This window comes from Microcoleus sp. S13C4 (genome assembly GCF_036700865.1).
Classification (GTDB): Bacteria; Cyanobacteriota; Cyanobacteriia; order Cyanobacteriales; family Microcoleaceae; genus Microcoleus.
In genome coordinates, this window is sequence record NZ_JAUBPS010000044.1 from 18,211 (window position 1) to 44,112 (window position 25,902).

Annotated in this window: 22 protein-coding genes; 13 read left to right on the top strand and 9 right to left on the bottom strand. The window is 43.9% G+C overall.

Going from position 1 to position 25,902, the window contains the following annotated elements; genetic code table 11:
- Window positions 1–36: 36 nt before the first annotated feature.
- From QT996_RS18660 to QT996_RS18670, 3 genes are read left to right on the top strand one after another with little or no spacing between them, the layout of a single operon-like run.
- Window positions 37–1,371: an oligosaccharide flippase family protein gene (locus QT996_RS18660; RefSeq protein ID WP_333048247.1), complete on the top strand. Its 1,335-nt coding sequence runs from the start codon at window positions 37–39 to the stop codon at window positions 1,369–1,371.
- On the top strand, window positions 1,319–2,503 hold the full coding sequence (locus QT996_RS18665) for a glycosyltransferase family 1 protein (RefSeq protein ID WP_333048248.1): 1,185 nt from the start codon (window positions 1,319–1,321) through the stop codon (window positions 2,501–2,503). Before QT996_RS18660 ends, QT996_RS18665 begins: the two co-directional genes overlap by 53 nt.
- A complete protein-coding gene (locus tag QT996_RS18670) occupies window positions 2,490–3,965 on the top strand; it encodes an O-antigen polysaccharide polymerase Wzy family protein (RefSeq protein WP_333048250.1) in 1,476 nt (491 codons plus the stop codon). Before QT996_RS18665 ends, QT996_RS18670 begins: the two co-directional genes overlap by 14 nt.
- Before the next feature lie 13 nt (window positions 3,966–3,978).
- Here QT996_RS18670 and QT996_RS18675 read toward each other — a convergent pair whose 3' ends face one another.
- Window positions 3,979–5,625, bottom strand: a complete 1,647-nt coding sequence (locus tag QT996_RS18675) for a glycosyl hydrolase family 28-related protein (protein ID WP_333048251.1) — start codon at window positions 5,623–5,625, stop codon at window positions 3,979–3,981.
- Between the two features lie 192 nt (window positions 5,626–5,817).
- Here QT996_RS18675 and QT996_RS18680 point away from each other — a divergent pair, with 192 nt between their 5' ends.
- From QT996_RS18680 to QT996_RS18705, 6 genes are all read left to right on the top strand, one after another.
- Window positions 5,818–7,017 (top strand): glycosyltransferase family 4 protein, encoded by a 1,200-nt coding sequence (locus QT996_RS18680; protein WP_333048252.1) that lies wholly within the window; start codon window positions 5,818–5,820, stop codon window positions 7,015–7,017.
- 20 nt (window positions 7,018–7,037) lie between these two features.
- Window positions 7,038–8,189, top strand: coding sequence for a glycosyltransferase family 4 protein (locus QT996_RS18685; protein ID WP_333048253.1), 1,152 nt, complete (start codon window positions 7,038–7,040; stop codon window positions 8,187–8,189).
- A 223-nt stretch (window positions 8,190–8,412) separates the two neighbouring features.
- On the top strand, window positions 8,413–9,396 hold the full coding sequence (locus tag QT996_RS18690) for an ATP-grasp domain-containing protein (RefSeq protein WP_333048254.1): 984 nt from the start codon (window positions 8,413–8,415) through the stop codon (window positions 9,394–9,396).
- A complete protein-coding gene (locus tag QT996_RS18695) occupies window positions 9,393–10,058 on the top strand; it encodes an HAD family hydrolase (protein ID WP_333048255.1) in 666 nt (221 codons plus the stop codon). Before QT996_RS18690 ends, QT996_RS18695 begins: the two co-directional genes overlap by 4 nt.
- A gap of 151 nt (window positions 10,059–10,209) precedes the next feature.
- Window positions 10,210–10,878 carry a sugar transferase gene (locus tag QT996_RS18700; protein WP_333048256.1) on the top strand — a complete coding sequence of 223 codons (669 nt, stop codon included), beginning with the start codon at window positions 10,210–10,212 and terminating at the stop codon, window positions 10,876–10,878.
- 238 nt (window positions 10,879–11,116) lie between these two features.
- Window positions 11,117–12,253, top strand: a complete 1,137-nt coding sequence (locus QT996_RS18705) for a DegT/DnrJ/EryC1/StrS family aminotransferase (RefSeq protein WP_333048257.1) — start codon at window positions 11,117–11,119, stop codon at window positions 12,251–12,253.
- 130 nt (window positions 12,254–12,383) lie between these two features.
- On the opposite strand, the gene QT996_RS18710 is transcribed toward QT996_RS18705, so the two are convergent.
- The gene (locus QT996_RS18710; RefSeq protein WP_333048258.1) at window positions 12,384–13,682 is read right to left on the bottom strand and encodes a HEAT repeat domain-containing protein; all 1,299 of its coding nucleotides are present in this window, start codon (window positions 13,680–13,682) and stop codon (window positions 12,384–12,386) included.
- 224 nt (window positions 13,683–13,906) lie between these two features.
- On the opposite strand from QT996_RS18710, the gene QT996_RS18715 reads away from it, so the two are divergent.
- Both QT996_RS18715 and QT996_RS18720 read left to right on the top strand, forming a co-directional pair.
- Window positions 13,907–14,392: a diacylglycerol kinase family protein gene (locus tag QT996_RS18715; protein WP_333048259.1), complete on the top strand. Its 486-nt coding sequence runs from the start codon at window positions 13,907–13,909 to the stop codon at window positions 14,390–14,392.
- A gap of 69 nt (window positions 14,393–14,461) precedes the next feature.
- Window positions 14,462–14,659 (top strand): hypothetical protein, encoded by a 198-nt coding sequence (locus tag QT996_RS18720; protein ID WP_333048290.1) that lies wholly within the window; start codon window positions 14,462–14,464, stop codon window positions 14,657–14,659.
- A 201-nt stretch (window positions 14,660–14,860) separates the two neighbouring features.
- On the opposite strand, the gene QT996_RS18725 is transcribed toward QT996_RS18720, so the two are convergent.
- The 4 genes from QT996_RS18725 to hemW form a co-directional block, all read right to left on the bottom strand.
- Window positions 14,861–16,426 (bottom strand): FAD-binding oxidoreductase, encoded by a 1,566-nt coding sequence (locus tag QT996_RS18725; RefSeq protein WP_333048260.1) that lies wholly within the window; start codon window positions 16,424–16,426, stop codon window positions 14,861–14,863.
- A 255-nt stretch (window positions 16,427–16,681) separates the two neighbouring features.
- Entirely contained in the window at window positions 16,682–16,954 is a 273-nt protein-coding gene (locus QT996_RS18730; RefSeq protein WP_333048261.1) for a DUF1830 domain-containing protein, read from the bottom strand.
- A gap of 102 nt (window positions 16,955–17,056) precedes the next feature.
- Window positions 17,057–17,317: a hypothetical protein gene (locus QT996_RS18735; RefSeq protein WP_333048262.1), complete on the bottom strand. Its 261-nt coding sequence runs from the start codon at window positions 17,315–17,317 to the stop codon at window positions 17,057–17,059.
- A gap of 226 nt (window positions 17,318–17,543) precedes the next feature.
- Complete coding sequence (hemW, locus tag QT996_RS18740; protein ID WP_333048264.1) at window positions 17,544–18,911, bottom strand: radical SAM family heme chaperone HemW; 1,368 nt, start codon at window positions 18,909–18,911, stop codon at window positions 17,544–17,546.
- Window positions 18,912–19,286: 375 nt separating this feature from the next.
- On the opposite strand from hemW, the gene QT996_RS18745 reads away from it, so the two are divergent.
- Window positions 19,287–20,366 carry a PIN/TRAM domain-containing protein gene (locus tag QT996_RS18745; RefSeq protein WP_333048265.1) on the top strand — a complete coding sequence of 360 codons (1,080 nt, stop codon included), beginning with the start codon at window positions 19,287–19,289 and terminating at the stop codon, window positions 20,364–20,366.
- 334 nt (window positions 20,367–20,700) lie between these two features.
- Here QT996_RS18745 and QT996_RS18750 read toward each other — a convergent pair whose 3' ends face one another.
- Together QT996_RS18750 and QT996_RS18755 are read right to left on the bottom strand one after the other, a co-directional pair.
- Window positions 20,701–21,273: a Uma2 family endonuclease gene (locus tag QT996_RS18750; RefSeq protein ID WP_333048266.1), complete on the bottom strand. Its 573-nt coding sequence runs from the start codon at window positions 21,271–21,273 to the stop codon at window positions 20,701–20,703.
- 90 nt (window positions 21,274–21,363) lie between these two features.
- Window positions 21,364–23,574, bottom strand: coding sequence for a Tex family protein (locus tag QT996_RS18755; RefSeq protein WP_333048268.1), 2,211 nt, complete (start codon window positions 23,572–23,574; stop codon window positions 21,364–21,366).
- A 162-nt stretch (window positions 23,575–23,736) separates the two neighbouring features.
- Between QT996_RS18755 and QT996_RS18760 the strand changes: the two genes are divergently transcribed.
- Window positions 23,737–24,576 carry a Uma2 family endonuclease gene (locus QT996_RS18760; protein WP_333048270.1) on the top strand — a complete coding sequence of 280 codons (840 nt, stop codon included), beginning with the start codon at window positions 23,737–23,739 and terminating at the stop codon, window positions 24,574–24,576.
- A 55-nt stretch (window positions 24,577–24,631) separates the two neighbouring features.
- Here the strand turns inward: QT996_RS18760 and QT996_RS18765 are convergent, their stop codons facing one another.
- Window positions 24,632–25,609: a class II fructose-bisphosphate aldolase gene (locus tag QT996_RS18765; protein WP_333048271.1), complete on the bottom strand. Its 978-nt coding sequence runs from the start codon at window positions 25,607–25,609 to the stop codon at window positions 24,632–24,634.
- Between the last annotated feature and the right edge of the window lie 293 nt (window positions 25,610–25,902).

Here is a 25,902-nt window from a genome sequence, read left to right on the forward strand (position 1 = left end):
GAATTGACCGACTAGCAAGCAGGCAATTAGCTACTAATGCAACAGTTGAAACCACTAACACTACGCCGAAATTTTTCCTGGACTTTCACGGGAAACCTCATTTATGCGGCTTCCCAGTGGGGGATGTTGGTGGTGCTTGCTAAATTAGGCAGTCCTGAAATGGTGGGTCAATTTACCTTGGGTCTGGCGGTGACAGCGCCTGTTATCATGTTTACTAATCTGCAACTGCGAGGTATCCAAGCGACGGATGCAAAAGGGGACTATGTTTTCAGTGATTATCTGGGTCTGAGGTTAATTGGAACTGGGTTAGCACTTTTGATAATTGCGGGAATTACGCTCAAAGCTGGATATCGCTGGGAGACTTCGTTGGTGATTTTGGCGATCGCCTTAGCCAAGGCCTTCGAGTCGATCAGCGACGTGTTTTACGGACTGATTCAACAACACGAACGGATGGATCGAATAGCGATCGCCCTAATGATTAAAGGCCCTTTATCGCTGTTACTTTTAGGCATCGGAGTTTCCCTGACTGGGAGTGTTGTAGGGGGAGCGATCGGATTAGCAGTTGCCTGGGGTTTAGTCCTATTCGGCTGGGATCTTCGCAATGGTAGATTAATTTTAAAGAATTCCTTGCATGGGAGAGAGAGAGAAGATTTATTAGTTGCCGATGCTGAAACTGCAACCAGCCAAAATCCCTTGTATCCCCGCTGGGATGGAAAAATTTTGGGCAAGTTAGTTTGGCTTGCTTTACCTCTGGGTTTTGTGATGATGTTGATTTCGCTGAATACTAATATTCCTCGATACTTTATCGAGCGATATTTGGGCGAACGGGAACTGGGCATTTTCGCTGCCATGTCTTACCTGATGGTGGTTGGACAGATGGTAGTGAGTGCGCTAGCGGAGTCTGCAAGTCCGCGACTAGCAAAATATTATGCAGCGGGAAATAGCATTGCTTTTCGCACACTTTTGCTCAAGCTGGTGGGGGTTGGCTTGATGTTAGGTGCGGGAGGCGTTTTTGTCGCCGCTGTTGCCGGCAAACCAATCTTAACTTTACTTTATAAACCGGAATATGCCGATAGAGCAGATTTGTTCCTATGGCTGATGGTGGCTGCGGGTATTTGGTACGTTTCTGCCTTTTTGGGTTATGGGATAACGGCAGCTAGATACTTTCGGGTGCAAATGCCTTTGTTTGTTTTGGTAACGGGGAGTTCTGCGATCGCTTGTTTCTGGTTAATTCCAGCACAGGGAGTCCGAGGGGCGGCGATCGCGCTGATCGTTGGGGCGATCGTTCAAGCAGTTTTTAGTTTGGCAGTCATTGCTTATGCACTATACAGACTCGACAGATATCAAGGAACAAAATCAAATATCGACTAAGCAGCCTCCCATCCGTATTCTTCATGTCGTCGGCGGCATGAATCGGGGCGGCATAGAAACTTGGCTGATGCACGTTTTGCGAAATATCGATCGCGATCGCTTCCATATGGACTTTGTGGTTCACACTGAGAAACCCTGTCCTTACGATGATGAAGCTCGTGCTCTTGGTAGCAAGATTATCCCCTGTCTCAGTCCTGCAAAACCTTGGCTGTACGATCGCAACTTTAAACGAATTTTACGCGAATACGGGCCCTATGATGTTGTTCACAGTCACGTTCACCACTTCAGCGGTTACGTTCTTTGGTTGGCAAAGCAGGTGGGAGTACCGATCCGCATCGCGCATAGTCATAACGATACTTCCGAGGTAGATGCTCATGTGAATTTTTTACGACGAATATATCTGAATTTAATGAAAGGAGCTATTTCACGTTATGCTACAACAGGTTTAGCGGCGAGTGGTTTTGCCGGGGCATCACTTTTTGGTCAAGATTGGTCAAAAGACCCCCGGTGGCGAGTGCTTTATTGTGGGGTTGATTTAACTCCTTTTCAAACCCCCGTGGATGGACTGGCATTGCGTCAGGAGTTAGGAATTCCAAAAGACGCGTTTGTTCTAGGTCATGTTGGTCGTTTTGAAGAACAAAAAAATCATTTATTTTTATTAGAAATTGCGGCAGCGGTTATTCAAAAAGAACCCCTTACTCGTTTGTTGTTAATAGGAGATGGTTCTCTGCGGCCTGTAATTGAGGATATAATTAAACAAATGGGGTTAACTCCTTATGTAATTTTGGCGGGATTGCGATCGGATGTTCCCCAATTAATGCAAAGTGTGATGGATGTCTTTCTCTTGCCATCCTTCCATGAAGGATTACCTGTAGTTGGTATGGAAGCACAAGCCGCGGGACTTCCTTTGATTTTATCGGATGTTATTACTGAGGAACTAGATCGAGTCAAACCCCTGATCAAACGTCTCAGTCTTTCTCAAGGCGCATCTGAGTGGGCGAAAGCTGTTTTAGAAAGTCCTTCTCTTAAGTTCCTCTATCCCCAAGCCGAAAGCCTCAAAAGTATGAAAAATAGTTCTTTTAATATTGCCTATAGTGTCCAAGAATTCACCAAAATCTATGACCCTCAATAACACAAATAGAGTCAACCCCGATCCCACCTGTCTATTGGCAATTGTTGCTCACTCTTGTGTCATTATATTTCTTATTGTATCTTCCTCATTCTATCAGGAATCCTCCTTACAAGCAGATACTCTCATTTATCCATGCTCCTGTTTTCTTCTTGGACTGACAGTTTGGGTGTTTTGGTCATGGTATATAGTAACCCAAAGTTTATTCAGTCCTTACATTCTCTTTTTCATATCGGCATTATTATTTAATGGTGGACAAGTAATTCTTGAAGTTTTTAATCTCAATGAAACAGGCATTTTACAGGGAGAATTTTCCTCGGAAACCATATTACTAACCATATTTCTTGTAGTGATAGGGTTAGCCCTTTTTCATTTGGGGGCTTTAATGAGTGCCTTTCAAATCAGTGTCGCCCCCATCCAAGTTAATCCTCAACAAAAAGCGGCTAATAATCCCAGAAAAGACAAAGAAATCAGTCAAGTCGGTTGGCTCTTTTTTTCAATCTCTTTTTTACCTTCTCTCTTGATTCTACAAAATTCGCTGAGGATCGTTCTTTCTGGCGGCTATTTTGCCCTTTACCAGCAAAATGAGGCTACCAGTTTTGATACGGCTCCGGCGATTTTAGCAGGGTTTCTGGTTCCATCGGCTATGTTTTTATTGGCTGGAAGTGGAAACAATGTCAAGGAAAAATATTTAGCCAGTATATTAATCTTACTCTACGCCATAATCTATTTTTTCTTAGGTCAAAGAAATGTCGCAGTCATGCCATTACTTAGTTTTGCTTGGTTATGGCATCAATTAATTCGCCCCATTTCTAAAGTTTTTTTAGGGAGTGTGGGTGCATTTATGCTGTTGATTGTTTTTCCTTTAGTGGGAGCTAGTAGAGATTCAAGAGGTGAAGACCGTTTATCTGTTGATACTTTGTTAAATACTTTCACCTCCATTAATAATCCTTTGGTCGCGGTGTTGTTGGAGATGGGTGGTTCGATGAATACGATCGCATACACGATCGAATTAGTACCAAGATTCCGAGAATTTCAATGGGGATCTGAGTATTTGTATGCTCTTCTTACCCTGGTTCCTAACCTGTTTTGGAAACTTCATCCTACCATAGCTCGTGGTGTTCCAGGGAGGTGGCTAACATGGGCTGTTAGGCCTGATTTTGCAGCCCGTGGAGGTGGTTTAGGATATTCTTTTATCGCGGAAGCTTATCTTAATTTTGGTTTGTTTGGAGCCCCAATTGCCCTTGGTGTATTAGGTTTTTTCTTTGCTAAATTAGTCCTCTGGGCCGACCGCTCACGGGACCCCGCGAAAATGGCAATGGTAGCTAGTTTTACTTCTTCTTTCCTTTTCTATGCACGTGCTGAATCTGCCCTAATGGCGCGTCCTTTAATCTGGTATTCTTTTATTCCTTTCTTTTGCGTATTTTTCCTTCGTAGGCTTGGTTCAAAGGGATTTATAAAATGAGAGTTAAGTTTTCTTAAGGAGAGACATCAAAGGAATTTGCTCGACTTGATTTCGTCTGAAAAACTTCTAATTTAACGGAACTTTTCATCTGCAAAATATTTCCTTTTGCTTGACAGTTGGCTACGCAGTCGCCAAACCAATAAATCCCTCCGGTCATTGTATTATGAATCCGATCATCCCTCATTAAGTTTTTATTAATCTTTATGTTCTCAAACATTCCATTCAGAATAATCGCCGCCCGATAATCTTCGTGAAAATAATCCTGAACTTGACCAGAGTTAATAATTAAATTTTCGGAAATATCTCCGGATTTAATAGGTGTTGATATATAAATCCCCGCTGCCAAAGAATTTTCAATTTTGTTACCAATAATGCGAAGTTTTGCTATTTCTATGTTGGGTGCCGCATTTCTCCATAAAGTAATACCATTGCCGAGACTATCACTCCTACGTCCAGTCCCATAAAAATTAGTAAAAGTAATTTGATTGCGAATAATATTCAAGTTAGAAATAGGAGCATCTGAATTTGGTTGTAGCGAAATACCAATGTTTGGATAATCCCCCCAGAGTTGACGCCAATCATTAATATTCAGGATAATTTTATTGTTAGTAATCATGCAATTACTAAGGGCAGGATTTGTTGTATTACCATAACCAAAGTATGACCATATTACCATACCTGTATGAGCGTTTTTGATCAAATTATCAGTAATTATTTGATGATTGGAACTTTGAGCAATTCCTGTGATATTTATTCCATAAATAAAACCTTCAATTACATTCTGTTTGACAATATGTTCATCTCCATGAATTTCAATGGCTGTTCTCGCTCCATAAGTACCTGCCCCGTCTCGGCTATCAAATGTATTATTCAATATTTGTACTCGTTTTCCGTGACTATAAATTGTTGAATGATCGTAATCTATTTTACCACCACCGATCGATTCAAAAATATTATCTTTAATCAGAACATCTGAGACAGATTCTTCTCCATTGACCGTAATTGTATTAACATTATTTTGATTGGTAAATCGACAGCGCTCAATATGAATTCTCCGCCCCCAAAAAATGCGTACAGCAAATCGGAATTTACCTCCACTAAAATCAGATGACAAAAAAACAGGGTTTTGAGAGGAATTGCCATCAATAGCAAGATCATACATGGCAAAATCTGACAAATCGGAATGGTATATTGCACCTGCTAAAATTGAGTCATAATTGCCTTGCTTATCTGCTAATTTAATAATAGTATTTCTATTGTTTTCTCCTTGGAAAATGATTTTAGTACGAATAATTAGAGCCTGAGCTTTAGAGGGATTAATTTTAACTATATAAGTCCCTTTGGGAAAAAAGACAATCCCTCCTCCTCTTTTATAAACGCGATCAATTGTAGCTTGAATAGCTTGAGTATCATCTGCGATTCCATTGCCTAATGCACCCAAATCTTTCACAGAAAATCGCTTCGGCAATGTAGTGGAAACCGGAACTGTCTTGATGTTCTGATGAATACTATTTTTCTCTGGAGGTTTTTTTTTGATGTGAGCAGATTCGAGAGAAGTTGCCCCAGATAAAAAATGCCATAAAAAACAGGAAAGAGTCCCCCCACAGAACAGGAGTAACAGAAGTGTCGGGATGGAATAATTGGGAAAATTAAATTTCATAAGTGTTATTTTAGGCTAAAATAATCTCCAAAATAATTTTTTAATATCTTAGAGAATCCATCTGTATCCATAAATGTTAATCACCCCCTTAATTATATGAATAAATATTACAATATTTATTAAAATTCCCGATCAGCGAGTTCCGATTGACGAGCCTGTATAATTAAATATTATTTACGTTTAACAAAAACAATGAAAGTTGTTGTAGCTCTGGAAGCTCGCTTTGAACGCACCCCAGATGGTGCAATTTGGACACTTGTAGGTTTTGCCTATTCGTTTTGGAAGCGATATCTGGATGTATTTGATCAAGTCTGCGTTGTCGCGCGTGTCAAGGATGTCTCTCATGTCCCTTCCGACTGGCAAAGAGTCGAGGGAGAAGGAGTTTCCTGTTTTCCAATCCCTTACTATATCGGCCCTTGGCAATATCTTATCAAAGCTTGGGCTGTTCAGCAAGCTGCCCAAAAGTCAGTAGGACATAGGGATGCTGTGATTCTCAGGGTAGGTGGCATGATTGCTTCCTGCATCCAACCAATGTTAGTGAAAACAGGTCATCCTTATGCCGTAGAGGTGGTAGCCGATCCCTATGATTCTTTTGCACCTGGTTCTATCAAGAGTCCTGTTCGACCTTTTTTACGTTGGTACTCTCCCCGTAGGTTGCGGGATCAATGTCTTGAGGCATCAGCGGCGGCTTATGTGACTCAAGACGCGCTACAAAAACGCTATCCTTGCCAGAATTTTTCGATCGGTGTATCCGATGTGGAACTGGGTGAAGAAACCTTCGTGTCCCAGCCCCGTTACTACCAGGAAAAAACAGCCCCCTTTACTCTCATTTTTGTGGGAACAATGGCTCAACTTTATAAAGCACCTGATGTGTTGATTAATGCTGTTGCAGTTTGTGTGCGTGACGGATTAGATATTCAGCTAATTTTGATAGGTAATGGTCAGTACAGAGGAGAACTAGAGGCACAAGCTCAGGCATTGGGAATAGGAGAAAGAGCAATTTTTCTCGGTCAATTACAGGCTGGGGAAGTAGTACGGGCGCAGTTAGATCGAGCAGATATTTTCGTTTTACCTTCCCATCAAGAAGGATTACCTAGGGCAATGGTAGAAGCAATGGCGAGAGCACTGCCTTGTATTGGCTCAACAGTCGGAGGCTTTCCAGAACTTTTGCCAGCAGAATATCTAGTACCCCCGGGCGATGTGGAAGCCTTGGCAGCTAAAATCCGGGAGGTGATCGCTAACCCTGATCGCATGGCACGAATGTCAGCGCGTAACTTAGAGAAAGCCAAAGAGTATACCGAGGAAGTTCTCCAACAGCAGAGGCTCATATTTTATCGCTACGTGCGAGAGCAAACAGAAGCCTGGATTGAAAAGAAAAACCAATCTATCTAAGAGGCTATATAACGATGCGAATGCTATTTGTTTGTACTACATCTGCTACTGCCAATGCTTTTTTGCTATCGATTGCAAAGTATGAACGGGATAAAGGGCATGACATCTCTTTTGCTTGCTCATTTGAGAGCTTTGCAGATGCCAAATCTGCTGTAGATAAATTGCGTGAGGCAGACTTCGTTGTTCATGAAATTCCCTTTGTTAGGAAAATTTTATTATCTAAAGATGTAATGGCTTTTTGGAGTTTGACAAAATTGATTCAGTCAAATAATTATGACTTGGTTCACACATTTACTTCTAAAGCTGGTTTCATAGGACGGGCGGCTGCGAAGGCTGCTGGATGTCCCAATATTATACATACAGTGCTTGGTTTCGAGTTCCAAAGATATAACTATGGAATGAAAAAGAAGATGTTTATTCTTTTAGAAAAAGTAGCTTCTCTTGCTTGCGATCGCATTTTGTTTATATCGGATTTCACCCACCAAGAAGCGATTCGATACCGCTTTAAAGACGAGTCCAAACTTAAACTTGTCGGTTTAAGTTTCGATTCAATTTCTCAGTTCAAAAATTTTAATGCAGATACAAAGAAAGTGAGGGAACAGTATGCGATCCCTCAAACTGATATGCTAGTCGGAAGCGTCGGACGGCTAGTTTATCAAAAAGGGATGGATACATTTATTCGAGCGGCTGCACTCGTTCTACAGAGATATTCATCTGTAACTTTTATTATTGCTGGTTCTGGATCGTTATTGCCTGAGTTGGAAGCATTAGCACATTCGTTAGGAATAGCAGAGAAGGTGAAATTTGCAGGAGCTTTAAATACTGAGCAGGTGATGCAGTTAATGTCTAGCTTGGATGTGTTTGTCTTGTCTACACGATTTGAAGGATTGGGGTTAGTGTATCTAGAAGCAATGGCATTACAATGCCCTGTGATTGGAAGCAGAATCTCACCAGTAACGGAAGTCATTAGAGAAGGTGAAACGGGACTGTTAGCAACAGTAGACGAGCCAGAAGATTTTGCTCAAGCGATCTCGCTGCTGCTTGACGACCCAAATATGCGCCAACAAATGGGGAAAGCAGGACCAGCCTATGTGGAGGGAAAATTCAGTGTTCAAGCAACATTAGAACGATACGATGAAATATATCAAGAAGTTGGTGCCAAGGAGAGGTAAATTAAAAAACTTATCTTGCAACCGAAGCATTATCAAGCTCCATAGCCAGTGGATTGCGCTTTGAATTTGGGCGGGCGTTGGGGATTGAATGGATATCTCCTTTATTCATACTCTCATTATGCAACGCTCTTTGATCGAAGTGTTTAAGCAAGAAGGAATCAGTCAGAGCAAATACCCAAAGATGCCAGAATTTTTACCTAAAACTCAACAATTTTAGAAACTTATGGATTCTTTCAACATTCTTTTCACCAGTGCAGGCAGAAGGGTAGCACTAATTCAATCCTTCAAAAAAGTTTTGAGCAATCTAGGAGTTCCTGGCACTATTGTCACGACAGATTCTCAGAAAAATTCTCCTGCTGCTTTCGCGGCTGATGTTTCAGAACTTGTTCCCCGCATTACCGATGCCAATTACATTAACATTTTGCTAGGAATTTGTGAAAAACATCAAATTAAGCTGCTGATTTCGCTGATCGACCCGGAACTTTATTTGCTCTCGCTTCACCGACAGAAATTTGAAGCGAAAGGCGTTACCATACTCGTCTGTTCTCCTGAAACAAATGAGATTTGTTATGACAAACGTAATACTTTTAAGTTTTTCAAAGAGATTGGTGTTCCCACCCCTGAATTGTTAGATGGAGACAAAATTCTCGCAGATTTTAACGCCTGCTATCCTTTTCTGATTAAACCTGCGAAGGGCAGTTGCAGTGTGGGAGTAAATCAGGTCAGAAATCCTAAAGAGTTGGAATTTTTTAGAGAGTACATTGCTAATGCGATTATTCAGGAATTTCTCATAGGTGAAGAATACACATTAGATATTTTAGTGGATTTCCAAGGAAAGGTGCGATCGGTGGTTCCCCGGCTCCGCATTGAAACCAGAGCTGGGGAAATTAGTAAGGGCATAACAGTGAAAAATGCCGCCTTGATTGAGGCGGGAAAAAAGGTGGCTGAGTCATTGCCCGGTGCGATAGGCTGCATTACGGTGCAATGTTTTTTGCTAGCCAGCGGTGAGATTAAATTTATTGAAATTAATCCACGTTTTGGCGGAGGATTTCCGCTCGCATTTCAAGCCGGTGCTAATTTCCCTCTCTGGATTATCGAAATGGTTTTGGGGAAGAACCTTGAAATTAAAATTGACGATTGGCAGGATGGAGTTGTCATGCTGCGGTACGACGAGGCAATTTTTGTAACAAAGGAAATGATCGAATGATTAAAATTATCGTTTTTGATGTAGATGATACTCTGTTCCCCGAACGCGAATTTGTGCGGAGCGGATTTCAAGCAGTCGGTGAGTGGATACTAAATAAATATGCGGTTCCAGGATTTTTTGAAGTCGCTTGGAAGTTTTTTGCACAAGGAAACCGAGGCAAAATTTTTAATTTAGTTTTAGCAGAAATTGGCATTGAGGATGACCCTCAAATAATTCAGGAACTCATCGAAATTTATCGAAAACATAAGCCGCAGATATCTCTGTATAGCGATGCTCGTTGGGCGATCGATTATTTTAAAGGCCACAAAAAACTAGGCGCGATCACAGATGGCTACCTAACCACTCAACGCAATAAAGTAGAAGCATTGCACATAGCAAACAGCTTTGATACTATCATTTACAGCGATGAATACGGTAGAGAAAACTGGAAGCCCAGCCCAGTGCCATACTTAAAAGTGATGGAATTAACGGGGTTTCAAGGCTCAGAATGCGTCTATGTAGGAGATAATCCTCACAAAGATTTCGTCACGGCAAAGAAACTGAGTTGGCGGACTGTTCAAATCGATCGCCAAAATGGAGAGTATTCCAAAACTCCAGCAGCACCGGGCTACGAAGCCGATCGCACAATTCTTTCCTTGGCTGAACTAGAGACAATTTTATGATCGATTCATGAACTTTGTCTTAAGTGCGGTAATAAAGCCGGTTCTGAAGTTGAGGGCGATAGCGAATTAGAGTTCTTCTTTTAAGAACCTAAAGTTGAAAAATATTCGTGAATGAATTGACAGATTTTTTAAGCTCAAAAGGATTGTAATCATGAATTCAGAAGGTGCTACCAAGAGTTTCAGTAAATACAGCAGACTGCTCAAGGCAGTATTAGATAGATTAGTGGCGGCGATCGCGCTGGCAGTTTTCTCTCCCGTAATATTAATGGTGGCGATCGCCATTTACATCCGCATGGGCGGGCCAATCTTTTTCTGCCAACCCCGTCCCGGTAAAAACGGTCGCGTTTTCAATTTCTACAAGTTTCGCACGATGACCAGCGATTGCGATGCTGATGGCAATTTGCTACCCGACGAACAGCGTCTCATACCCCTCGGTCAATTTCTTCGCAAAACCAGTCTGGACGAACTCCCTCAACTCTGGAACGTTATCAAAGGTGACATGAGTTTTGTTGGGCCTCGTCCTTTACTCGTCAGATACCTCGATCGCTATACTCCAGAACAAGCACGTCGCCACGAAGTTATGCCTGGAATTACCGGTTTGGCTCAAGTCAATGGTCGCAATGCTATTAGCTGGGATGCTAAATTTAAACTTGATGTTTGCTATGTCGATAATTGGACTCTGTGGTTAGATTTGAAAATTCTGTTTCTGACAGTATTGAAAGTCTTGAAAAGAGACGGGATTAACCAAGAAGGTTATGCTACAGCCCCTGAATACACAGATGTGCTTGACGATTCCAAAACTAACAGTGATATCCGGTAGCGGTTCCTTTATTAAAACGACTAAAGATTTTAGAGAGTCCTTTAAAAAAGACTTAAGCTATGAGCCCGGGGTTAAATCCCCGGGCTTCTCAGATTGCTAAGTTTATAACACACTAAAACGACACAAAGAAAAATATAATTATTTAGTGGGAGTGCGGGTCAATTTTTTACATATTCAGCCTAAAGAACTCCTCAAGTCAAACTTTTTTTTGCCTATCCATCTCCCAACTGAAGATAAAATGAACAAACAAATCCTCCTCTCAACACCTCACATGGGTTCCCTCGAACAGGAGTTCGTCAAAGAAGCCTTTGACACCAACTGGATCGCTCCTGTCGGCCCCCATGTGGATGCTTTCGAGCAAGAATTCTGCGAGGTAGTTGGCGCTAAACACGCAGCGGCTGTTAGTTCCGGTACCGCAGCTTTGCATTTGGCTTTACAATTAATTGGTGTCGGTTCAGGAGATGAGGTTTTTTGCTCGACTCTGACTTTTATTGCAACTGCTAGCCCGATTACTTATCTTGGCGCCAAACCAGTTTTTATCGATAGCGATCGCACTTCTTGGAATCTCAACCCCGATTTGTTCCGAGAAGCACTTGACAAACGAGCAAAAATTGGTAAATTACCCAAAGCTGTTGTGATCGTACACCTCTACGGTCAAAGTTGCGATCTCGACCCAATTCTGGAAGCTTGCAATGCTTATGAAATTCCGCTAATAGAAGATGCGGCCGAATCTCTAGGGGCTAGCTATAAAAATAGATCGCCTGGAAGCTTTGGTAAAATCGGCATTTTCTCATTCAACGGTAATAAAATTATCACCACTTCCGGCGGCGGAATGTTAGTTTCCGATGACCAAAAACTGGTAGAAAAAGCTCGTTTTTTGGCAACACAAGCCCGTGACCCCGCTCCTCATTACCAACATTCAGAAATTGGCTACAATTATCGTCTCAGCAATGTTTTGGCGGGAATTGGTCGCGGTCAATTACGGGTTTTGGAGGAGCGAGTTGAAGCGAGACGGCGCAATTTTGACTTTTATAAACAAGCTTTAGGAAACTTGCCTGGAATTGAATTTATGCCGGAAGCTGCTTTTGGAAAAGCTACTCGCTGGCTGACTTGTTTAACGATCGATCCGGCAGCTTTCGGTGCAGATAGAGAACAAGTTCGCCTAGCACTTGCTCAAGAGAAAATAGAAGCTCGTCCGGTTTGGAAACCTTTACACTTACAACCAGTATTTGCTAATTGCGAATGTATTGAAGGTGGGGTGGGCCAAGAGTTATTTGAATACGGGCTTTGTTTGCCTTCTGGCTCTAATTTAACTGATGAAGATTTAGAGCGGGTGACAAGTGCGATCGCCCAAATTCACAAAGAAAATCGATGATATAGCGGAAGGAAGTTCGGCTACGGATTTTGTAACGGATGTAACGGAGATCAGGAAGAAGAAAGATGCGATCGCTATTATATCCCTGACTTTTTCAAGAAGTTGGAGAGTTGGGTATTTAATCTTTTGATTAATTCTGCTGCCATTCTTGCAGGGCGATCGCAATTCCTTGTTTCAATCTTGGTTCGAGACTCTCTTGCTTAACTAAGTTTTCTAATTTCTGTCTGGCCTCGGCAGCACCTAGCTGTTTGAGCGCTGCCATGCAGTGCAGCCTGACGCTGCTGTCTGCGTCGCCCAACATTGAAATCAGAGCATCTAGCCCTCTCATATCTCCTAATTTTCCTAAACCTAAAGCTAAAGATTTTTTGCTAACTGCCTCCTGCACGGCCGGATGACCTGTTTTCACCAAATCAATCAGAATTTCAGCAGCAACAGCTTTTAATTCCGGCTTTTCTACTCGCCATAAAACAGTGACTATCTCTTGATAAACAGTAGAATTTATGTTAGTAAACTGCGCCATTAATGTCTGATGTAAATATGCTAAAGCGGTTGCGGTATCCATCCAGCTTAGGGCGCGCACCGTTTCGATTTGCAATTCAACGGGAGTTGTGGGCGATCGCAGCAATTCAAATAAAGCAGCCGCTGCAGCATCGGTTTTCACTCGCCCGATCGCGATCGCCACTTGCTGACAAACTTCTAATCGAATGTCCGAAAGCAAAGGTTTGAGCAAATTAACTAAATCTAATTCTGCATCTAAATAGGCGCGCGCGCCGAGAGCTCGCACGGCTTCTTTTCTGACTGCTGTCGCCGGATCTTTGAGCGCTGCTACCAGTATCGGCGGGATGCGGGAGTCGTGAAAGCAGCTCAGGGCGTCGATTGCGGCTGCCCGCACAGCAACTTGAGAGTCTCCGACTACGCTCAACAGCGGTACGATGGTTTCGGTGCGCCGAATTTGGGCGAGTGCTGCTGTTGCAAACTGTCGCGAGTCTTCTTGGAGTAGGAGAGTTGCGAGGGATTCTATGGCTGTCGGGCCGAAATTCCCTAGGGTTTCGGCGGCGATTTGGCTCAATTCTTCGTCGGAATTTTTGACCAATTCTACTAAAGCTTGAATCACTTCCGGGCGATCGAACTTTCCGAGAATACGGGCGGCGAACCACCGGGGTTCCGTGTCTGCGTCTTCGTCTTCAAGTACGGCAATTAAAGGTGCGATCGCGCCATTTCCCAGATTGGGCAATACTTTAGCAATTTCCCAGCGGTCTTGAAAATCGCCCCATTCCAAGGCTTGTATTGCTAAACTGACAGCTTGCTCTAAAATGTGTTGTTCCTGCGCCTTACTGCCGTTTGCTGTCACTTGCTGCAAGCATTCGACTAGCCCAGGCCAGTTTTGGCGATCGGCAGCGACTTGCGCTTTTTCTAAAATATTACACATGATTTTAAATTAAGTTTGATCGAGAAGCGAGGTTTTTTGCTGCTAGGTCAGAGCGGGAGGTACTTTTTAGGAATCTTTTGCTACAATTATCCATTTTTTGACATTTTTGTCAATCCATCATAACTGGTAAAATGGAAGTAAAGCATTAATTTAATCCCGTTAAGGCATCAAGGTATACTTTTTGTAATTAAAAACACTCAATATTACTAATTAAAAATTAACAAATGAAGAAACCTCTACTTTTAGTAAACCAGCACTCCCGAAAATGGCAAAACCTATTATCTCAAGCCACTGTAGAATTAGAAGCACTGGGTTTTGAGTTAATTGTAGAATCTACTGACCACGCCCGCGAACTTCCCGACACTATTCGCCGCTACCAAAATCGAGTTAAATTAGTAATAATCGGCGGTGGCGACGGAACTCTCAACAGCGCCATAGAAGGTTTGATAGACACCAAGTTACCCTTGGGTATTTTGCCGATGGGAACTGCTAACGACTTGGCACGCACTCTGGAAATTCCTACAGATTTATCCGCAGCTTGTCAAGTAATTGCCAGCGGTAAAGTTCGGCTAATAGACTTGGGTTGGGTTAACTGCCAACATTTTTTTAATGTGGCGAGTTTGGGATTGAGCGTGCAAATTAGCCAGCGGCTGACTAAAGACGTAAAGCAGCGTTGGGGAGTTTTCGCCTATGCTTTTACTGCTTTGTAGACCATTTTGTCACCGCGACCGTTTAGAGTACAAATTAAGGTAAAAGACTAATCTTTTAATGTTAAAACTATTCAAATTCCCATTGGCAACGGCCGCTACTATGGCGGTGGCATGACAGTTGCCGAGGATGCCACAATCGACGACGGGCGACTAAATTTGTATAGTTTGGAAACAAAAGACTGGTGGGAAATCATTGCTTTGCTGCCGGCTATGAGGCAAGGAAATCATACCAGTTGGCCTAACGTTCGCGCCTTGCACGCTCAATAATTTGAGGTTAATACTAGCAAACGCCGTCCGATTAATACCGACGGTGAAATCACAACTTACACGCCTGCAAAATTCCGAGTGATTTCTCAAGCTTTAGTAGTTATAGCTCCTTAATAACTCACAACTCATATATCACAAACAGGCTCTCCGGCCCGTGCTACAATCAATTTTATTGTGGAACAGGCCAGAGAGCCTGTTCACTTAATAATCGCCTCCAGCGCCGTATTGCCACGCTTCAACTAATCGGTGAAAATAGTATTGCTGTCCGGGTGCTAAATTTTTCACCTGCGGTTCTACGGCTTTCCCCAAAGGCTGCAATCCCGTATAAATTCCTAAATTTACATAATGAACCATCCAATCCAGCAAATTAGCTACTCCAACCTGCGGGATAATTTTCATAACTAATCCGGGATGGCTAACTGCTGTTTTAAACAGGGTTTTTGACAAAGCCGGAAACAGCACGATATCCTGGAGAAACGGTTTGAGAACCGGTTCTCCCAACTCTTCCATTACCTGAAAGACGGCCGCCAAAAGTTGATTGATTTGATGGGGGTCTATTTTTTGATTCATCCCAGCACTCATTGAACGCTGAAACAACCAGGTAACTGATAGATTCGGCTGATAGGGTTGCAAAAGTGCGAGGGAATTTTTGTCGAGACTATCGCTTGTCAAAGCTTCCTCAATTCCTAGAGTCAAGCGTGTGAGGTGGCGTACCATTGCCCCGAAACCGCCGAAGCTGAGGGGGGATTGGCTACCACTGCTATCTCCGACTGGGAGTATGCGATTCCAAGGCGTTTTTAGAGGACTTTGGCGATAGCAGGGGAAGAATCCGTAAAGTGCTCTTTGGAATTTTAACTGTTCGAGTTCGACGTTTTGATATTGGGGAAGTAAGCGCAAATAGTCTTCAAATAATGTTTCTAAACTGAATCTTTCTGTGTCGGCATCTATGTAGGTAAATAAGTAGGTGGTGCGACCGTCTCTGGCTGGAAATGCTTCCCAAAAATATTGGCACTGATTTTGCATTGGGGTGAAGGATGCAAATATATCGCCAGTGTCGTTTTTGGGGTATCCTTGAGCGCAACTCCCGACTACTAAACATACGGCGTCGGGTTTTTTGCCTTGTCTTGCTTGGCGGACAATGGGCGAAAAATGTCCCATTGCGTCTAAAAATAATCGGGTTTTAAATAAAGTTGTAGCAGCTTGGATATCGGTACTAACCGATTCTATGGCGACTCCATCAGGGTGAATTGTAGCTGTTTTAAATAATGTATTTTCACTTAATTTGCCGCCAGCTTGGAGGAATCGCTGCTTGAGGGTTTCGAGGAGGTAAACAGGATCTATTCCGATGTTTAGTACGCCAGAAATCCAGATGTCGGGGGTGTTGGCAAAGCTGATGCGGGCTGGGTTGTATTCGGTGGCTATTGCTTTTTCTATCTCTTCAACAGATAGCAAATTTAGTTCTAAGAATGCGTCTAATTCTTTGCGAGAAATGTTCCATTCTTGCTCGCGTCCTCTCAGGATGCCGCGTTCTAGCAAGGCTACTCGCCAACCCCGCAGGACTAAGGCTGTACCGATTAATATTCCTAGGGTTCCGCCGCCGATAACTATGTCGAAGTCGAGGGTTTCGAGGGGTTGTTGGCTGTGTTTGACTGCTTGCGGTGCTGGTGCGGTGTTTTGTTTGAGGTTTTCCCAGAGTCGATCGACCTTTCGCAGGCCTCCGAGGGCGTCTCCTGGCATTTGGGAGAGGATTTTTTCGGTGAGGGACATCGGGTTTTTATATTGAAGAGTGTTGGATTTTATCTAATTTAGCTTAGATCAACACTTCTGACAGTTTCAGGGCTGACGCATTAGGGCGCTTATTCCGGGTTTCTACGAATTTTAGGCTTAATAACGAGAAATATACGAACAAACCGGGTTTCTGGGGTGGCGAGTGCGATCGCCCAATAAGTTTTTATCATCCAAACGAGAAACCTGGTGTCTGAAAAAACCGGGTTTCTCCTTGGTAAGTCTGGGGAATTATCTTCAATCAGCCGTGCTTAATTCTTCAACTCGCAGCCGATCGCACAAAATTCGCTCGCACACAATAGCACCCGTCTCCGCACTCCTGCAAACTTCTAACTGAGCTTCTGGCAGCGCTTCAAACAAAAAACGTTCCCCTGGAAAAACCGTCCGCTCAAAATACCAATTAGGAATATTTGTAATCCGAGCAATTTGCACTTTATTAGTATTATTAAGATACCAACACAAAATGCGGGCTTGAGGTTCTGAAATTACCTGAGTCAGTGTCAAATTCATGTTTTTAACTTGTTTGGAAAAGTGTGCTATCGAAGAACAACTGGCCTAAGCTTACTATAGCATATCACCAGTTCAAAAAAAATTTTTAAACCTTTTTTTTAATTAATTAATAAAGACCCCCGAGGCAACCTTGGCGCCTTCCACGTGCTCCCAAGTAGGTGCAAAAGGCGGCATTGCTAAAGCGCAAGATTTCCATCCTCCCCGAACAGGTGCGTTCAACAATTGACAGTGACCGACTGAACCTCTTTGCACTTTATAGTGACCGCAAAAATTACACTGAGAAGTCGGATTGCAGTCGCGCTCCTTAATTACCAGATTCGGCTTGCTGTGGATGTTGTTGCGTTCGAGAGTTAGATTTTCCATCAAAGTATTTTTTAAATCTTCGCTCTCAAGTATGACAGCCGCATCTCAGTCCCTGCGTCTATCTCAAGGCTTAGTTCGCCTTTAAGATTTGTTTAGGGATCGATAGAAAATAGGTCATTTTTGACAATATAAAGCTAGGGAGCAATTGAATTTCTTTCGAGCCGCATTGGCGGCCCCGGCTTTAGCAACGATCGCGCTGGCATGGGATATACTTCCTCAGACAGAGCTAATTATCCTCGCCTAACTTGCTGAACAAATCGGCTAAAATTGTATTAGAAAATAAAAAACCTTCGGGATCGCTCAACCTCAAATTGCCCGAAAGCGGCAGTTTCGTCACCTCGCCTAAAGTTGCGTGAAGCGGAGCTATCCCGTAGGGAATCGCCTCATCCGCACTTATAATTTCCACCCATCCTTGCCGCCAGTAGGGCTGCAAACAATGCCAAATTTTATCAACCGTTTGCTGAGTAAACTTTTGAGTCAGCGCCGACAGGCTAACTCCTTCTGCTAAACGCAAACCTAGCATCAGCGTTTCTAACAAAATGTCATTTTCTGAGACTTGAAAATTTTGCTCAATTGCTGGTTCAATATCAGGCTGAGTTTCCCCCCCAACTTTTGGGGTAGCTTCAGAAGTGACAGAAGAGATCGATCGCACCCACTGATAATATTCTTGAGTTTTGCGAGGTCTAGTCAACCTTCGGCCTTCCACGTAACTCGCCGCCCCCATTCCCAAACCGTAATAAGGGCGATTTTCCCAATAAACGCGGTTGTGGCGGCACTGATAGCCCGAGCGAGCGTAATTAGAAATTTCGTAATGTTCGTAGCCAGCCCCCGTCAGAATTTCCCGTGCTAAACGGTACATTTGAGCAGCGGTTTCATCTGCTGGTAGCGGCTGCGCGCCTGCTTCAAAGTAGCGCCCGAAAGCAGTTCCCTGCTCAACAATTAAGTCGTAACTTGACAGGTGAGTCGGGGAAATTTCCACCGCCGATTTCAGGGAAGCTTCCCAGTTTTCTAAAGTTTGGTGAGGCAGTCCCGAAATTACGTCTAAACTGAAATTGACAATACCAGCCGAGCGCACTATTTCTACTGCTTCAAAAATTTCGGCTACCGAGTGTGATCGCCCGCAAGCTTGCAGCAATTCATCCTGAAAAGCTTGCACTCCCAAACTAACTCGATTTACTCCCGCCGCTGCATATCCCCGCAACTGTTCTAAAGAAAACGTACCCGGGTCTATTTCGATAGAAATTTCCGCCTCAGCAGCAATCCCAAATTTGCTGTCGAGAGTCTCTAAAATATTGCTCAACTGACTGACTGAAAGCAGCGAAGGCGTGCCCCCACCAAAAAAAACTGTTTTCAGAGATGCGCCTAAATTTTTAGTTTCTTGAATTTCTTGACACAGTACAGCAACGTATTGCACAATTGTGCCGGAATTTTCGCCATTTTTGCGATCGCCCACCACAAAAACCGGAAAATCGCAGTAGTAACAGCGGCGACGACAAAAAGGTATGTGCAGGTAAGCCGAACTCGGAATGCCGGAATTTGTCGCTTGCACACTTTTTTTTAATTCAAATGTTAAATAATCGGTGGTAGGGTTCATTACAGATCAAGCCGAAAGCGCAACTTCAAATCTAAAGTTTTAATTAAACTATCATGAATAATTATGTATATTATGACATTTTCTTAGCAAAAAAGCGCTGCGAACGATCGGCTCTTTTAATTTAACCTCGTACCATTTTTAATCGGTCACAATTCCCGAACAGCGCGCAGGGCGGTCTCTTCGCACTTCGTGCCTGCTTTCGGCCCGGCGTAGTAAATTCCGAGCGACTCCCTGGCACATCCCCTAAAGGGTACAACCGCGAAATATAAGTTTATGAAAATCCCTCAGTAAATATAGCGATATCCGACCAAAGCATGAAAACAAGTATCAGCACTGCAAAGATATAATGTGAATAAATTCATTAACCTAGAACTAATGCTAGACGCAATCATAATAATCTCATTCGTAATCGCAGGCGGAGGCATTGGCTATTACGGAGTCGAACTCCTGCCGAGCAACCTGCTACAGCAAGTTACAAATATACAAGGCTTAAGTTCTGTACTAGGTTCCTTTGGAGCATTAATCGGCTTCGTGATGGGATTAGTGGCTCAAACAACCTACCGGCGGCTGGAAAAACAAGTCCGCGATATGCCAGTGGAGATGCTGCTGACGCGGGCGATCGGCTTAATCATCGGACTGCTAGTAGCGAACTTAATGCTGGCTCCGCTTTTCCTGCTGCCCATTCCCCGCGAGTTCGGCTTCATCAAACCTCTAGTCGCCGTCTTGGGAAGCGTCATGTTTGGCTTCACAGGCGTCAGTTTGACAGACACCCACGGCCGCGCTTTCTTGCGACTGATCAACCCCAAAAGCTTTGACACGGTGTTGGTAGCCGAAGGTACTTTCAAACCAGCAAGTGCCAAAGTTGTCGATACTAGCTGCATTATTGACGGCCGGATTGAAAACCTGCTAGAAACAGGTTTCCTCGAAGGTCAAATTATCGTGCCGCAATTCGTTCTCCAAGAACTGCAACTGGTAGCTGATTCCGCCAACGATCAAAAGCGAGTGCGCGGGCGCCGCGGCTTAGATGTACTCAACCGCATTAAAGAAACATATCCAGAACGGATTCAAATTCACTCGGCTGACTACGAAGATCTTGCCACAGTCGATGCAAAATTAGTCCGATTTGCTTTGGATATCGACGGCATTTTGCTCACCAACGATTACAACTTATCGAAAGTAGCTACCGTCCAAAAACTGCCGGTTTTGAATATCAACGATTTGACTCATGCGGTGCGCCCCACTTATTTGCCGGGAGATACGATCGAACTAAAAATCCGCAAAGAAGGCAAAGAACCCTCTCAGGGAATCGGTTACTTGGATGACGGCACAATGGTTGTCGTAGAAGCAGGAAGCAGCTATGTCGGCGGCGAAGCCCGAGTCGTAGTCACCAGCGCCCTGCAAACCAGCGCCGGCCGCATGATATTCGCCCGCCCTCAAGAGTCCGTTATTGTTTGAAACAGAGTAACAATGGCCAGGGCAATCAGAATCAAATATTGCGATCGCTGTTCCCAATCTGCCCCGACTCTCTACCGCGCCCGGTATGACGAGTCGGGGCAGTGGTTTTTTTTGTGTCTTAAATGTTGGGAATCCGTAAGTGCAAACAATCCTTTCTACTTCTACGGCGGCACTTGGAAAGCCACCAAGAAAAAATAGCAATTACCAGCTTCTTCTTCTTTTCTCTTCCTTCGCGTCCTACCCTACGGGAACGGCTTTGCCGAACGCGTCTTCGCGGTTCAATCATATCAATATCTAATTCCGGATTATTCCAGTAATTCTGGAGTAAGTAAAATCAACCAATCTCGATCGCATCTTCATACAATGTCTCGATTGCACAGCTAAAATTAACGCTCTTCAACTGAACTTCTTGTCCTTGACTGTAAGGATAAAGCACCCACAAACCCTCTGCATTCCGGCGAAAACACTCTACACTAACTCTTTCTTGATTGATTAATACATACTCTTGCAAACTTTCAGAAGTGCGGTAATCGGCAAACTTTTCACCTCTGTCAAAAGCCGCTGTTGTCGGCGATAAAACTTCCACAATTAAGCGCGGGTAGCGAAGGAAATCTTCATCCGCATTTTTGTCTCGTTCATCACAACTCACCGCTACATCGGGATAGTAATAACAATCTGCTGCCTCAATCCGAACTTTCATGTCTGCCATGTAAGGTATGCAGCCACTCCCCCGAAGATGATTTCTCAACAGTGCAAACACATTTCCCGAAATGATGACATGAACTTTTTTTGCCCCTGCCATTGCATAGATTTCACCTTGTCTGTACTCGTGTTTGATCGGACTGACTTTCTCGCCTGCTAAATAATCTTCAGGAGAGACGTAGGTGTCGCTTTTACTTGCAACCATATAATTTTGAGGTTGGTGAGGATTACACAATTATAGCCGTAGCTTGCGGGGCCCGACGCGATCGCCCTTTTTCAGCTTTCCCCCAAAGTGTTAACGTCGGCGCGGGGCCGGAAGCCTCGCGCTATTGCCATTTTGCGGTTGCGGTTTTTCTTGCAGCTTCATTGTCAAACTAACCCGCTTTAACTTCTCATTCACCTCCAAAACCCGCACTTTCACAACTTGTCCGACTTTAACAATCTGTTTGGGGTCATCTACGAATCGATCGGCTAATTGAGAAACGTGAACCAAACCATCTTGGTGCACTCCCACATCAACAAAGGCTCCAAAGTTAGCTACATTCGTGATTATGCCTTCTAATTCCATCCCAACTTGCAAGTCGGAGATTTCTTTGATTCCTGCTTGGAAAGTAGCATATTTAAACTCGGCTCGCGGGTCTCTTCCCGGTTTTTCTAGTTCGGAAATAATGTCTCGGAGTGTTGGTTCTCCGACTTTTTCGGTGACATATTTCTTGATGTTTACAGTCTTTATTTTTTCCGATATTTGTGTTATTCCTGTCAGGGGCAAGTCTAAATCCTTGGCGATCGCCTGCACGACAGGATAACTTTCTGGATGAACTGCTGTATTGTCCAGCGGGTTTTCGCCGCCGCGAATGCGGAGGAAGCCGGCTGCTTGTTCAAAAGCTTTTGGCCCGAGTTTGGGAACTTTCAGGAGTTGGCGGCGATTTTTAAATGCGCCGTTTTCGTTGCGGTAATTGACGATATTTTTGGCAACGGTTGCCGTCATTCCTGACACAAATGTCAGCAGTTCTTTGGAGGCTGTGTTTAAGTCAACTCCGACGTAATTAACGCAGCTTTCGACTGTTTCGTCGAGTTTCTTTTTGAGCAGTTTTTGGTCAACATCATGCTGGTATTGACCGACTCCTATTGATTTCGGGTCGATTTTCACGAGCTCGGCGAGGGGGTCTTGCAAGCGCCGTCCGATGCTGACTGCGCCGCGGACGGTGATGTCGAGGTCGGGAAATTCGGCGATCGCCACTTCGCTTGCTGAATAAATCGATGCACCGGATTCATTCACCATGACTTTAATCGGTTTTCTTTCCATTTCTGCCAAAACTTCCGAAACAAATTCGTCTGTTTCCCGGGAAGCTGTACCGTTGCCGATCGCGATTAATTCAATTTTATATTTTTCAATTAAATGCTTGACAATTTTACCAGCTTGCTGTCGCTGAGCGGCCGCTTGGTGGGGGAAAATTGCTTGATATTCTAAAAATTGCCCGGTTTCATCGAGGGCGGAAACTTTACACCCCGTGCGAAATCCGGGATCGATCGCCAATGTGGGTTTCATTCCCGCCGGCGCCGACAGCAGCAACTCGCGGAGGTTGGTTTCAAAAGTGGCGATGGACTCGATATCAGCGACGGCTTTGTTGTGCGATCGCACTTCTGTAATTAACGAAGTCTTCATCAGTCGGTTGAAGGCATCCTTCAAAGTCGATCGATAAAACTCTTTAACTTCCGGTATCCTAGTTCTAATTTCCTGAGCTTCCAAATAAGCCATCACTGCGGATTCATCAAAGGCCAGTTCCAAATCTAAGACTCCTTCCGTTTCCCCGCGAAACAGCGCTAACATATTGTGCGATTGAACGCTTCTCGCAGCAACTTGGTAATTGCGGTACATTTCAAATTTAGTGCTTCCTTCCGGGAAATCATCTTTAATTTTCGAGACAAAGACTCCGGTTTTCATTAAAAACTCTCGCAAATAAGCCCGCAATTCTGCTTTTTCCGAAACCGCCTCCGCCAAAATATCCGCAGCACCTTTGAGAGCTTCTTCTGCTGTTTTAACTCCCTTTTCTTCCGAAACATATTTACCTGCTTCCGCCTCAAAATCTGCTGGTTTAGCCGTCGGTAAGTTCAGAGACTTGATAAAATTTGCCAGCGGTTCCAAACCTTTTTCCCTAGCAATTGTCGCTCGCGTCCGCCGCTTGGGTTTGTAAGGCAGATAAAGGTCTTCTAGTTCGTTTTTTTGCAAACACGATTCGATTTTAGCTTGCAGTTCTTCAGTGAGTTTACCCTGAGAGCTAATCGTCTCTAAAATAGACTTTTTGCGCTCTTCAATTTCCGTCAAATATGTGAAGCGGTCGGAGATATCGCGCAACTGAATTTCATTCAGCAAATCTGTGCGTTCTTTGCGGTAGCGGGCAATAAACGGAATAGTTGCTCCCTCTGCGAAAAGTTCCAGAGCATTATTGACTTGGGATAGTTTGATGGAAAGTTCTTGGGCAATTAGTTGAGGAATGTCGATCATAGTGCAGAAATTCGGGTCAGTCGATTTGAGATATTAGATTTGAGGTTGACTTCACGGAAGAGAGAAAGAAAAGTTTGAAATAAACGTTTTACAGGGTGTTGGCGCTCGTCCTGCAAGTATAAAAATGATGTTAGCATAAATGCAGTCATTTCTCAATATTATATGTTTCCTTTTAAATATCCTGTGCCGCAAACAGATCCGCCGCGATCGCCCAGAGAAACGCTGCCGACGATGTACGATTTACCCAGCGAAGACCCGGAGGAACCTGGTTTACCTGACGAATTTCACGATTTACAGCCGCAGTTGTTGAGCCTGACGTTTCGACCTCGGAATTATCCGGCTTCTGAGATATTTAGCGGCACCGACATGAACCTTTATTATGACGTGCAGCACATTCTGTGGCACAAGCGGCCGGATTGGTTTGGAGTTGTGGGAGTTCCCCGACTTTACGATCGCTCCGAACTGCGGATGAGTTATGTTACTTGGCAGGAAGGCGTGAATCCTTTTGTAATTGTAGAACTGCTTTCGCCGGGAACGGAAAAAGAAGATTTAGGGGAAAATACCGATGAGGAAAAGTTGCTACCTCAGTCGGGAAACACTGGGGGTAACGGGCAAGTTTTGGAGGCAGAGATGAAGGAGGAACCGCCCAGAAAATGGGATGTTTACGAGCAAATTTTGCGGGTTCCTGTTTATGCCGTTTTCAGTCGGTATACTAACAAATTGCGAGTGTTTGAATTGAAGGGCGGACACTATCAAGAATTAGAATTGCCCGAGTCGCGAGTGTGGATTTCTGACCTAAGTTTGGGCTTGGGTTTGTGGCAAGGAGAGTTTCAGGGAATCGATCGACTGTGGTTGCGCTGGTATGATGTTGATGGCAATTGGATTCTGACTGAAGTGGAACAGCAACGGCAGCGGGCTGAGTCAGCGGAAGCTCAATTGCAGTATTTAATTCGGCGGCTGCGGGAATCTGGCATCGATGCCGATCGATTTTTAAACGGTTAAATAGGACTGAAGTCCTGACTAAAAACTGGTTCGCCGTCAGGACTTTAGTTTTTTTTTACTTCAACATAAGACTCAAGGCCTCACTATACACCGGCTTTAACATTTGATCAAAACTTGATTGGTTGCGGCTTCCTTGTTTTTTGCTGGTTCTCTTGGGAGTCAACTCATCCGCGTAGGGAGATTGATGCAAATAAGCTTTACCGAAAGAACCGAAAAGTTGCAGTTTGTCAGCAATGACCGATTGCATGGCCTCGATAGCTTTTTCCATTATTTCCAACAAATCCGGATGGGGCTCAGAAATGTTACTTTTTAACACGTCCATATAAGCTTCGCGAACTTCCGTATTCACATTAAATTTAGATACTCCGAATTCAATACATTGATGAATCATTGAGTCCGGCAAACCGCTAGAACCGTGCATCACTAACGGCACTGAAACAGCAGCCCGGATTTTTTCCAGACGCGAAAAATCGAGTTTTGGTTGGCTTAAATATTTGCCGTGAACGTTACCAATCGTTACGGCTAAAAAATCTACCTTAGTTTCTTTAATAAACTCTACTGCTGCTACTGGATCGGTCATCCTTGCGGCTTTCTCATCGATTGTCAAACCTTCTTCCCTGCCACTAATTCTGCCGATTTCGGCTTCAACTGCCGCACCGTTAGCGTGGGATAATTTAGTCATTTCCCGGGTAAATATTAAGTTTTGTTCGTAGGGCAAAGGAGAACCGTCTGCCATAACTGATTTAATGCCGGCGGCTAGACCGATGTGAATGTCTTTTTCTGAGGTGCCGTGATCTAAGTGTACTGCGATCGGCACTAAAGATGTGCGGGCTGCTTTGATGCACAGCGCGACTAAAGGCGATTTTCCGTATAGGAGGGCGCTGGGGTGAAGTTGCAGTATCGCAGGACTGTCCAGCGCTTCGGCCGCATTGATGACGGCTTTTACTCCTTCTAGGTTGTAGACGTTAAAAGCGCCGATCGCATAAGCCTTCCTCCGGGCAGTGTTCAGCAATTCGCGAGTGGAGACGAGCATAATAGTACCTGCTTTAAAAACTTTTCTGAATGTTGATCATTCTATCAAAGTTCAAGGGCAAGCTCAGCGTAATTGGTGTTTATTTTAATTGCGAATTCTTCGACTAGAATTTATTCTGAATGTCGATCATTATCTCAAAGTTCAACGAGAAACTCAGCTTAATTTGTGTTTATTTTAATTGCGAATTCTTCGGCTACGATTTATGTGAAGTGCATTTATTCTTGGGTTGGGTAAGGTGCGCCTAGCGCACCCTACTATTTGTTTGGTGCGCCTAGCGCACCAAACTCCTTAAG